The sequence below is a fragment of the Oceanivirga salmonicida genome, assembly GCF_001517915.1.
Lineage (GTDB): Bacteria > Fusobacteriota > Fusobacteriia > Fusobacteriales > Leptotrichiaceae > Oceanivirga > Oceanivirga salmonicida.
This window is the reverse complement of record NZ_LOQI01000055.1, coordinates 1-12,054: the sequence shown is the minus strand read 5'-3', so window position 1 is coordinate 12,054 and position 12,054 is coordinate 1. Positions and strand designations below refer to the sequence as shown.

The window sequence follows — 12,054 nt, the reverse complement described above, 5'->3', positions numbered from 1 at the left end:
GAGAAATAGTTGATATATTAGCACTTAAATATGACTATCAAAATTTAAAATTAAAAATAAAATATGAATTAAAAGATAAAGAGTTGAATTTTGAATATTTAGGAGAAAATGGTTTAGAGAAAGACTATATTTTAGCAAAAGAAGAATATGAAAAAACAGGTGATATACAAAAATCTATGATATTATTAGATAAACTATATTTAACAAGAATTAGAAATATAGCTTTGAATATAGATGAAGATATTACAAATGAATATTATGAAAATGTTTTAAATAAATATAATATAATAACATTTTTAAGACTTAAAAATCAGAATAGAAATATTGATTATGCTACTTATAGTTTGGCTTTTGATGATGATTTAATAAATATTTACGAAGAAGTAGAATATATAAATTTATTAAAAGAAAAATATAAAGATGAAAAAATGTGGAAAGCATATGATAATACTAACAAAATTTCTGATATAGAAAAGATATTAGAAAATAAATTTATAGAATTTAGTAAAAAATATAAATATGTAAGTCATGGTATAGAGCCAGTAATTACATACATATTAGCAAAAGAGTTTGAAATGAAAGCCATAAAACTAATATATACGGCTAAATTAAATAAATTACCTAGTGAACTTATAAAAGAAAGAGTAAGGGATATTTATGTATAGATTAGCAGTAATTGGAGATAAAGATTCTATATCATCTTTTAAGGTTTTAGGATTAGATATTTATCCGGTAGAAGAAAATCTTAAGGCTGATGAATTTGCAATTAAGGTAAAAAAAATAATAGAATTTCTTGTTTCAAATAATTATGGAATAATATATATTACAGAAGAATGTGCAAAAGAATGTATGGAAGTAATAAATAGATACAAAGCACAAACTCTTCCAATAATTACATTAATACCAAGTAATAGTGGAAGTCATAATATAGGAATGAGTAATATAGATGATAATATAGAAAAAGCAATAGGGACAAATATATTTTAGGAGGAAGTCTTTTGAAAGTTGGAAAAATTATAAAAGTTTCAGGACCCTTAGTAGTAGCCGAAAATATGGAAGAGGCAAATATCTACGATGTTGTTAAGGTAGGGAACAAAAAATTAATAGGTGAAATAATAGAAATGAGAGATGATAGGGCTTCAATTCAAGTTTATGAAGAAACTTCTGGTATAGGGCCAGGAGAACCTGTTATAACAACAGGTGAACCATTGACAGTAGAATTAGGTCCTGGATTACTTGAAAACATGTTTGATGGAATACAAAGACCATTAGATATGATAAGAAATCAAGTAGGAGATTTCTTGGAAAAAGGAGTAGAAGTAACTCCATTAGATAGAACTAAAAAATGGAATTTTAAAGCCATTAAAAAAGTAGGAGATTATGTTAAAGTAGGAGACATAATAGGAACAGTTCAAGAAACTATGCTTATAGAGCATAAAATTATGGTGCCTTTTGGAGTTGAAGGAACTATTGAAAAAATAGAAGATGGAGAATTTACAGTTGAGCAGACTGTTGCTGTTGTATCAGGTAAAGAAATTAACATGATACAAAAATGGCCAGTAAGAAAAGGTAGAAAATATAAAGAAAAAATAAATCCTACTGAACCACTTGTAACAGGACAAAGAGTTATTGATTTATTCTTCCCAGTTGCAAAAGGTGGAACAGCATGTGTTCCAGGGCCTTTTGGTTCAGGAAAAACAGTTGTACAACACCAATTTGCTAAATGGGGAGATGCTCAAATAGTTGTTTATGTTGGTTGTGGAGAACGTGGAAATGAAATGACAGATGTATTAATGGAGTTCCCAGAAATTATAGATCCTAAGACAGGAAGATCTTTAATGGAAAGAACTGTTTTAATAGCAAATACATCTAATATGCCAGTTGCAGCCAGAGAAGCATCAATATATACTGGTATAACTATAGCAGAATACTTTAGAGATATGGGTTATTCAGTTTCAATAATGGCAGATTCTACTTCAAGATGGGCAGAAGCATTAAGAGAAATGTCTGGTCGTTTAGAAGAAATGCCAGGAGATGAAGGTTACCCAGCATATCTATCATCAAGAGCTGCTGAATTTTATGAAAGAGCAGGTAAAGTAGTTTGTCTTGGAGATGATGAAAGAATTGGAGCATTAACTGTTATAGGTGCGGTTTCACCTCCAGGTGGGGATATATCAGAACCAGTATCACAAGCAACTCTAAGAATAGTTAAAGTTTTCTGGGGATTAGATTCAACATTAGCATACAGAAGACATTTCCCAGCAATAAACTGGCTTAATTCATATTCATTATATCAAAGTAAAGTTGATGAATGGATGGATGAAAATATTGATAAAACTTTCTCAGATAGAAGAAAAGATGCAATGAAATTATTACAAGAAGAATCAAGTTTACAAGAAATTGTAAGATTAGTTGGTAAAGATACATTATCATTTGAAGATCAGTTAAAATTAGAAGCTGCTAAGAGTATAAGAGAAGATTTATTACAACAAAATGCATTCCATGAAAATGACACATATACTTCATTAGGAAAACAAAATAAAATGTTAAGTATGGTTTTAACTTTCTATAATGAAGCGAAAAAAGCTTTAAAAGCAGGTGTATATATTTCTAATATACTAGAACTACCAATAAGAGAAAGAATAGCAAGATCTAAATTTATTGAAGAAGAAAATTTAGATAAACTTGATGAAATAATAAATGATATACCAAAAGAAGTTAATAAATTAATTGAAACAGTTAAGGAGGAAATAGTATGATAAAAGAGTATCAAACTATAAAAGAAATTGTAGGACCATTAATGACTGTTTCTGGTGTTGAAGGTGTTAAATACGAGGAATTAGTAGAAGTAGAAATACAAACTGGTGAAATAAGACTGGGTAAAGTTTTAGAAATTGAAAGAGATAATGCAGTTATACAATTATTTGAATCAGCCGCAGGTATAAATATGGCTAATTCTAAAGTTAGATTTTTGGCTAAACCATTAACACTAAAAGTATCAGAGGACATGATAGGTCGTGTATTTAATGGTCTAGGAGAAGTTATGGATAATGGACCTAAGATAATAGCAGAAAAAAATCTAGATATAAATGGTACTGCAATAAATCCTGTATCAAGAGATTACCCATCTGAATTTATACAAACAGGAGTATCTGCAATAGATGGTTTAAATACTTTGGTTAGGGGTCAAAAACTTCCTATATTTTCTGGAAGTGGACTTCCACATGCAGAATTAGCAGCACAAATTGCAAGACAAGCAAAAGTTCTTGGAAGTAATGAAAAATTTGCCGTTGTATTTGCGGCAGTTGGAATAACATATGAAGAAGCACAATTTTTCATGGACGATTTCAAAAAGACTGGTTCAATAGACAGAGCAGTTTTATTCATTAATCTTGCAGATGACCCTGCAGTAGAACGTATAGCAACACCTAGAATGGCATTAACTTGTGCAGAATATCTAGCATTTGAAAAAGGAATGCATGTTTTAACAATAATTACAGATTTAACTAACTATTGTGAAGCATTAAGAGAAATATCAGCAGCAAGAAAAGAAGTTCCAGGTAGAAGAGGTTACCCTGGTTATCTATATACAGATTTATCTACTTTATATGAAAGAGCAGGTAGAATAAAAGGTAGAAGTGGTTCAATAACACAAATACCTATACTTACTATGCCAGAAGATGATAAGACACATCCTATACCTGATTTAACAGGTTATATTACAGAAGGACAAATAATACTTAGTAGAGAACTATATAAGAAAAATATTATGCCTCCAATAGATGTTTTACCATCTTTATCAAGATTGAAAGATAAAGGAATAGGTGCTGATAAAACTCGTGAAGATCACGCTGATACAATGAATCAATTATTTGCAGCTTATGCAACTGGAAAAGAAGCAAAAGAATTGGCAATAATATTAGGAGAATCAGCATTATCAGATTTAGATAAAAAATTCGCAAAATTTGCTGGTGAGTTTGAAAACAAATATGTTGGACAAAGTTTCAACACTAATAGAAGTATTGAAGATACACTTGGCTTAGGATGGGATTTATTGAAAATATTACCTAGAAATGAATTGAAAAGAATTAGAGAGAAATATCTTGAAAAATATTTAGATAATAGAGAGGATTAATATGGCTAAGTTAAATGTTAACCCAACTAGAATGGAATTAAGTAAGTTAAAGATTAAACTAGTTACAGCCCAAAAAGGTCATAAGTTATTAAAAGATAAACAAGATGAACTTATGAGAATATTTATTGAGATGATTAAGAAAAATAAAAATATGCGTGCAAAAACCGAAAAAAAATTAGAAAATTCAATGAAAAGCTTTTTATTGGCAAGAGCACTTATGAGCGAAGAAACATTTGAAGAATCAACATATATTTCTAAAATGAATTATATGGTTGATTTTGATAAAAAAAATGTTATGAGTGTAAGAATACCGGTTTTAAAAATAGATGAAGATTTAAGTAACCCTATTCTTAGTGATATATACCCTTACTCATATTTGCAAACAACTGCTGAATTAGATGATGCAGTTTATGAATTGAATAGTATTATGCCAGATTTAATTAGACTTTCTGAATTAGAAAAGTCTTGTCAGTTAATGGCAGATGAAATAGAAAAAACTAGAAGAAGAGTTAATGCATTAGAGTATATGACTATACCGCAGTTAATAGAAACTATAAAATTTATTAGAATGAAACTTGATGAAAACGATAGATCGAGTACTATAAGATTGATGAAAGCCAATATAAATTAAAAATAGGAGATACAATAAATGAGTGAATATATTTTAGAAATGAAGAATGTGCGTAAAGAGTTTTTTGGAGGTAAAATAGTCGCTAACGACGATATTAATTTACAAATAAAAAAAGGCGAAATACACGCTATAGTCGGAGAAAATGGTGCAGGTAAATCAACATTGATGAAAATTTTAAATGGATTATACGATATGACATCTGGTGAAATATTTTATAAAGGTAAAAAAGTAAACATAAGTACACCTACTATTGCAGCTAAATTAGGAATTGGAATGGTTTATCAACATTTTATGTTGGTAGAACCTTTAACAGTTGCTGAAAATATGGTTTTAGGTTTTGAGCCTAAAAAAGCAGGAGTATTATTTGATAAAGCTAAAGCAAAAGAAGATGTGATAAAAGTTTCAAAAAGATATGGTTTAAATATTAACCCAGATTCAAAAGTTGAAGATTTATCAGTGGGTATACAACAAAGAATAGAAATTTTAAAAATCTTATTTAAGGGAGCAGAGTTATTAATATTTGATGAACCTAGTGCTGTTTTAACACCACAAGAAGTAAAAGAGTTATATGTAATTATGAGAAACTTAATTAAAGAAGGAAAAACTATAATTTTTATCACTCATAAACTGCAAGAAGTATTAGATTTATCAGATAATATTACCGTTATTAGAAGAGGTAAAGACGTAGGTAGAATAAAAACTAGTGAAGCTACAAAAGAAACTATTGCTAATATGATGGTTGGTAGACAAGTACTATTTAATATTAAAAAAGAAGAAGCAGAAATTAAAGATGTCCTTGTAAAAGTTAAAGATTTACACGCTAAAAATGACTTAGATATAGAAAAAGTTAAAGGTGTAAGTTTTGATATAAGAGAAGGAGAAATCTTAGGTATAGCAGGAGTTGAAGGTAATGGTCAAACTGAACTTATAGAAGTTTTAGCTGGACTTAGAAAAGCAACTAGTGGTGAATATATGTTAGGTGAAAATGTTTTATTAAACAAAAGCCCAAAATATATAAGAAATTCTGGTTTATCTCATATTCCTGAAAATAGACATAAAAGAGCAACAATAAATGAATTTAGTATAAAAGATGACTTGATTTTAGGAGTGTTAGAACCATATACTAATAAAGGTTTTTTAGACAATTCAAAAATAAATAAGGTTTCAAAAGAAATGATTGAAAAATATGACATAAGACCAAAAGATCCTAATGTAATATTTGGAGGTTTATCAGGAGGAAATCAACAAAAAGTAGTTGTTGCTAGAGAATTAGAAAAAGAAAATAAATTTATAATTGCAGCACAACCAACTCGTGGAGTTGATATAGGTGCTATAGAAATGATACATAATACTATATTACACGAAAGAACTAAAGGTAAGGCTATATTAGTAGTATCAGCAGAACTTTCTGAAATAATGGCCTTAAGTGATAGAATAGCAGTTATGTATTCTGGTAAAATAGTAGATATATTAAATAAAGAAGATGCTACAATAGAAAAACTAGGAATTTTAATGGCAGGTGGAAAAATAGAAGGAGGAAACAATAATGAATAACAGTACAAAAAAATGGATATATGCAATCCTTCCGTCTATAATGGCAGTATTAGTTGCTTTGATAATAGGAGCAATAGTAATAGCTTTAAAAGGAGTAAATCCCTTAGAAGCATATGGTAGTATGATGAAAGCAGCATTTTATCAAACATCTACAAGATATCCATTTAATGGACTTGCTAAAACTTTAGTTTATGCAACACCATTATTATTTTCAGCATTGGCTGTTATGATTTCTTTTAAAGCAGGAATGTTTAATATAGGTGTACAAGGTCAAATGATGGCAGGTGGATTAGGTGCAACATTAGTAGGAATATATTTCCATAATATATTTGGAAATATATTTGTTGCTTTATTTGTAGCTGCTTTATTTGGATTTATATGGGCAGGTATAGCAGGTTTACTTAAGTCATTATTTGGTATTAATGAAGTTATAAGTACAATTATGTTAAACTATATTATAGCACCATTTCAAAATTATTTATTAGGTGGACCGTTGAAAGACCCACTTTCATCAAATACACAAACTGTTCCAGTTTACGAAGGTGTAAGATTACCAACAATATTTCAAGAAATAACTAAACAATCTTTAAATATTGGATTTATTATTGCTATAATAACATGTATAGCAGCATATTTTTTCTTTAAAAATACTAGTTTAGGTTATAAGATAAAAGCAGTAGGTTATAATCCAACTTCATCAGAAAATGCTGGTATAAATACTAAATTAATTGCTTTTGTTGCAATGGGAATAGCAGGAGCAGTAGCAGGTATTGGTGGAGCTGAAAGAATTTTAGGTGGTTCTACACAATATGTATATACAGATTTAATAATGGGTGAGTTTGGATTTACAGGTATTGCGGTTGCATTATTAGGAAATAATAATCCATTTGGTATAATAGTGGCTTCAATATTCTATGCAGCCCTAGAAATAGGTGGTCAAACACTACAAATTGATTATAGATTAGATAAAGAAATAGTATATATAATACAAGCATTAATTATAATATTAGTTGCTGCGGAAAATATATTTAAATATATGATAAACAGAAAGGGGAAGAATTAGTATGGAGGCATTAAAAATTTTATTACAACAAACTATAATTCTAGCTCCTCCTATATTAATAACAGCAGTTGGTGCTTGTTTATGTGAGTTATCTGGTGTTGTAAATATAGGACTTGAAGGTATGATGCTATCAGGGGCTTTTGCAGCAGCAGTTGTAAATATTTATACAGGAAATCCGTATTTAGGAATATTATTTGGAATTATAATAGGTGGATTGGTTTCATTAATTCATGCTGTTATAAGCATAAATTTAAAAGGAAATCAAATAGTAAGTGGAGTTGCAATTAATTTATTTGCATTATCAACCACTGGATTTCTTATTAAACTATTATTTAATGCAGCAGGATCAACACCATCTGCACCAACTACAGCTAATAAAATGGCAGTATTGATATTTATATATGCATTAGCAATATCTGTATATTTTATTGTATATAAAACAGTATTTGGTTTAAGACTAAGATCAGTTGGAGAACATCCTTTAGCAGCAGATACAGTAGGTATCAGTGTTTATAAATATAGATATATAGGTGTAATATTATCTGGTATGTTCGCTGGACTTGGTGGAGCATACATGTCAACAGTAGTATTACAACAATTTATAAACAATATGTCAGCTGGTCGTGGATTTATAGCACTAGCAGCTATGATATTTGGTAAATGGAATCCACTAGGTGCAATATTAGCATCATTGCTATTTGCTTTTGGACAAGCATTCTCAGATTATGCTAAGTCATCATCAATAGCAATACCACAACAATTTTTATCAATGATACCATATATATTAACATTAATAGTTCTAGTAGGATTTATTGGTAAGGCAAGACCACCAAAAGCTGGTGGAAAACCGTACGAAAAATAAAAATTAAAAACATAATATTAGGAGGTATGAAAAATGTATACATTTATATTTTCATTAGTTTTACTTATCATAGGATATCTTACTTATGGTAAATATGTAGAAAAAGTTTTCGGAGCAGATCCTAGTAGACCAACACCAGCAATTAGTCAACCAGATGGTGTAGATTTTGTTCCGTTAGGTTCATTTAGAGCATTATTTATACAATTTTTAAATGTTGTAGGAACAGGACCAATATTTGGAGCAATAGCAGGTGCATTATTTGGACCTATGGCATTTGTATGGATAGTTTTAGGTTGTGTATTTGGAGGAGCAGTACATGATTTCTTTAGTGGTATGTTATCTGTTAGAAGTAAAGGTGCAACTATTGGAGAATTAGTTGGAGAAAATTTAGGTGAATTTGCTAGACATGGAATGCGTTTATTTTCGGTAGTTTTACTAGTATTAACAGGAGTAGTTTTCCTAACATCTCCAGCAGATATATTATTTAATTTAACAGGTGGTGCTATATCAAGAAATATGTTATTAATAATAATAATATCTTATTATATTTTTGCAACTTTATTACCAGTTGATAAATTAATAGCAAAAATATATCCATTATTTGGAATGGCATTATTTTTCATGGCAGTAGGAATTTCAGTATCATTAATAGTTGGAAATATAAAAGGAATATACTATACTCCTGAAATAACTCACTTAGCAACTAAGATAAATTGGAATACTACTCATACACTATTTCCATTTTTATTTATATCAATAGCTTGTGGAGCGATAAGTGGTTTCCATGCTACACAATCTCCAATAATAGGAAGATGTATAAAATCTGAAAAAGATGGTAGAAAAGTATTTTATTTAGCAATGATAGGTGAAGGTATAGTTGCAACAGTTTGGGCAGCAGCAGCAATGACTTTATTCCCATTAGCAGGAGAAGGTTTAGGCTTAGCTAGTCAATTAGAAGGATTAAGAGCAGCTGGTTCAGCACCAGTTGTAGTTAATAGTGTTGCATCCTTAACATTAGGTAAATTAGGAGCTGGTTTAGCTGTATTAGGAGTTGTTGCAGCACCAATAACTTCAGGAGATACATCATTTAGAGGTGCAAGACTTATCATAGCAGACGTATTTAAAATAAGTCAACAACCTATTAGAAATAGATTATTTATTGCAATACCATTATTTGCAGTAGGTGCTATATTATCTCAAGTAGATTTTAATATAATATGGAGATATTTCGCTTGGTCAAATCAAACTTTAGCTACTATAGGATTATGGTCTTCTACAGCTTGGTTATTAAAACGTAATAAAAATTATTTAATTACTTTATTACCAGCATTATTTATGACTATGGTTACAGTAACTTATATAGTTATAGCACCAGAAGGATTTGTAAGATTCTTCAAAGATGCAGGTCAAGACACAATACTTATGGGTGGACTTTTAATTGCAAGTATAGTTGCAATATCAGCACTTGTTAAGTTTATTATGACAAAGAGAGAATACGATAAAAATAATTTATATATAGAAGATTAAAATAAATATAAATGGCTAAGTTTTAATGAATTTAGCCATTTTGCTTGTGAAATATAAGTATGTGAAATATAAGCTTGTGATATAAATAGAAAGGTAAATATGGAATTAATATTTATGAAACCTTATATGAAAGAAGTTATATGGGGCGGAGAGAAAATAAAAAGAGAATTTAACTATGAGACAAATAGTGATAAAATAGGAGAAGCTTGGATTATTAGTGCTAATGATAATGGGTATAGTACTGTAATTAATGGTAAATATAAAGGATTAACATTAAAAGAATTATGGAATAAACATAAAGAATTATTTGGAAACGAAAAGGGAGAAATCTTTCCTCTTTTAGTAAAATATATAGATGCAAAATCAGATTTAAGTGTACAAGTGCACCCTGATGATGAATATGCAAGAGCAAATGAAGGTCAAGAAAATGGAAAATCAGAAGCATGGTATATACTAGATTGTGAAGAAGGTTCTGATATAGAAATAGGTCATAGTGCTAAAACTAAAGATGAATTACGAGAAATGGTATATAATAAAAAGTGGAACGAGTTACTTACATATAGAAAAATAAAAAAAGGTGATTTTTTCGATATACCACCTGGAACAGTTCATGCTATAAGAAAAGGGACATTAATTTTGGAAATTCAGCAAAATAGTGATATAACATATAGATTTTATGATTATGATAGATTACAAAATGGAAAATTAAGAGAATTACATATAGAAAAAAGTTTAGATGTTACTATTTGCCCACATAAAGATACAAGTAGCATAGGAGAAAAAACAGAAAATAGTCAATTATTAGTAAAAAATAACTATTTTAGTGTAAAAAAATATGAAATAAATGAAAAAGTTTTAATTGAAAATAATGAAAACTTTTTAATTGTTTGTGTAATAAATGGAAGTGGAAGTATAAATAATATATCTATAAAAAAAGGAGATAATTTTATTGTTCCATATAAATATGGAAATTTAACATTTGATGGGAATTTAGAATTTATGTTAATTAGAAGTGAAAAATAGTTAAATAAGGGTATTTTTTTATGTTTAGTCTCTGTATTTTCTATATTGACACTACTTATAAACTATAGTATAATCTATAAAACGGAGGTAAAGTATGAAAATATTGATAAATCAAGTTTTAGATGTTTTGAACTATAATATAGAAAAAACATTTAATATAAGTATTGATGAAAGTAGTGTGCAAAACTCTACAAAAGTTGAATTTGGGGATTTTCAGAGTAATTTTGCTATGCAAAACTCTAAAAAACTTGGTATGAAACCCTTACAAATTGCTAATGAATTGATTGAAAATTTTGATGGACAAGGAATAATTGAAAAAATTGAATCAGCAGGACCAGGGTTCATAAATATATTTGTAAAAAATGACATATTAAATAAAGAAACATTAAAAATTGGTAATGAAAAATATGATTATGGAATTGATAATTCTAAAATAGTTGCTATAGATTATTCATCACCTAATATTGCAAAAAGAATGCATGTAGGGCATTTAAGATCTACAATAATAGGAGATTCTTTAAAGAAAATTTATCAAGAGTTAGGTTTTAAGGTGTATGGAGATAATCATATAGGAGACTGGGGAACACAATTTGGTAAACTTATAGTTGCTTATAATCTTTGGCTAGATAAAAAAGCATATGAAAAAGATCCAATTGAGGAATTAGAAAGACTATATGTTAAATTTGCTAATGAAGCAAAACTTGATGACAGTCTTAATGAAAAAGCAAGGGAAGAATTAAGAAAAGTTCAAATAGGTGATCCTGTTAATAATGCTTTATGGAGAGAGTTCATACAATCTTCAATGACAGAATATGAAAAAGTATATAGCAGATTAGGTATAAAATTTGAATTAGTAAATGGAGAATCATTTTATAATGACATGATGCCTTCAGTATTAGAAGATGTTACTAAAAAAGGAATTGCAAAAGAAGATGAAGGTGCTTTAGTTGTATTCTTTGATGAAGAAACTTCATTACCACCTTGTATAGTTAGAAAAAAAGATGGTAGTTTCCTATATTCAACTTCTGATTTAGCAACTATAAAATATAGAAATGAAAAATTAAATGTATTACATTTCCACCTCTTGATGAAAATATTGCACCATCACCAAATCTCATTATACCAAATGCTGTATGTTCTTTTTTATATTCATAGTTTCCACCTAACATTTTTGAAATTTCAAATACTTGTTTAAAGTGTCCACTTTGTCTTTCATCAACTACATATAGACCTATACCAACATTTAATTTTTCATTTCT

Annotated in this window: 11 protein-coding genes and 1 pseudogene; 11 read left to right on the top strand and 1 reads right to left on the bottom strand. The window is 28.8% G+C overall.

What is annotated here, in order from left to right; all coding sequences use genetic code 11:
* The 11 genes and pseudogenes from AWT72_RS06670 to argS (AWT72_RS06620) form a co-directional block, all read left to right on the top strand.
* The coding region (locus AWT72_RS06670) for a V-type ATPase subunit (protein WP_067142709.1) at positions 1–665 on the top strand (665 nt) is incomplete at its 5' end.
* Positions 658–987 (top strand): V-type ATP synthase subunit F, encoded by a 330-nt coding sequence (locus AWT72_RS06665; RefSeq protein WP_067142706.1) that lies wholly within the window; start codon positions 658–660, stop codon positions 985–987. The genes AWT72_RS06670 and AWT72_RS06665, both read left to right, overlap by 8 nt.
* An 11-nt stretch (positions 988–998) precedes the next feature.
* Positions 999–2,759 carry a V-type ATP synthase subunit A gene (locus tag AWT72_RS06660; protein WP_067142703.1) on the top strand — a complete coding sequence of 587 codons (1,761 nt, stop codon included), beginning with the start codon at positions 999–1,001 and terminating at the stop codon, positions 2,757–2,759.
* Positions 2,756–4,135, top strand: coding sequence for a V-type ATP synthase subunit B (locus tag AWT72_RS06655; protein WP_067142700.1), 1,380 nt, complete (start codon positions 2,756–2,758; stop codon positions 4,133–4,135). The genes AWT72_RS06660 and AWT72_RS06655 overlap by 4 nt, the downstream gene beginning before the upstream one ends.
* Position 4,136: 1 nt before the next feature.
* The gene (locus AWT72_RS06650; RefSeq protein ID WP_067142697.1) at positions 4,137–4,766 is read left to right on the top strand and encodes a V-type ATP synthase subunit D; all 630 of its coding nucleotides are present in this window, start codon (positions 4,137–4,139) and stop codon (positions 4,764–4,766) included.
* Between the two features lie 18 nt (positions 4,767–4,784).
* On the top strand, positions 4,785–6,320 hold the full coding sequence (locus AWT72_RS06645) for an ABC transporter ATP-binding protein (RefSeq protein ID WP_067142694.1): 1,536 nt from the start codon (positions 4,785–4,787) through the stop codon (positions 6,318–6,320).
* The gene (locus tag AWT72_RS06640; RefSeq protein WP_067142691.1) at positions 6,313–7,383 is read left to right on the top strand and encodes an ABC transporter permease; all 1,071 of its coding nucleotides are present in this window, start codon (positions 6,313–6,315) and stop codon (positions 7,381–7,383) included. Before AWT72_RS06645 ends, AWT72_RS06640 begins: the two co-directional genes overlap by 8 nt.
* 1 nt (position 7,384) lies before the next feature.
* Positions 7,385–8,245, top strand: coding sequence for an ABC transporter permease (locus AWT72_RS06635; RefSeq protein WP_197035205.1), 861 nt, complete (start codon positions 7,385–7,387; stop codon positions 8,243–8,245).
* A 33-nt stretch (positions 8,246–8,278) separates the two neighbouring features.
* Positions 8,279–9,772 carry a carbon starvation CstA family protein gene (locus tag AWT72_RS06630; protein WP_067142685.1) on the top strand — a complete coding sequence of 498 codons (1,494 nt, stop codon included), beginning with the start codon at positions 8,279–8,281 and terminating at the stop codon, positions 9,770–9,772.
* 99 nt (positions 9,773–9,871) lie between these two features.
* Positions 9,872–10,795: a mannose-6-phosphate isomerase, class I gene (gene manA, locus AWT72_RS06625; protein WP_067142682.1), complete on the top strand. Its 924-nt coding sequence runs from the start codon at positions 9,872–9,874 to the stop codon at positions 10,793–10,795.
* A gap of 94 nt (positions 10,796–10,889) precedes the next feature.
* A pseudogene (gene argS / locus AWT72_RS06620) lies at positions 10,890–11,918 on the top strand (arginine--tRNA ligase); the annotation flags it as partial.
* Here the strand turns inward: argS (AWT72_RS06620) and argS (AWT72_RS09990) are convergent.
* On the bottom strand, positions 11,833–12,030 hold the full coding sequence (gene argS, locus AWT72_RS09990; RefSeq protein ID WP_306765432.1) for an arginine--tRNA ligase domain-containing protein: 198 nt from the start codon (positions 12,028–12,030) through the stop codon (positions 11,833–11,835). The pseudogene argS (AWT72_RS06620) and the gene argS (AWT72_RS09990) sit on opposite strands and share 86 nt — an antisense overlap.
* Between the last annotated feature and the right edge of the window lie 24 nt (positions 12,031–12,054).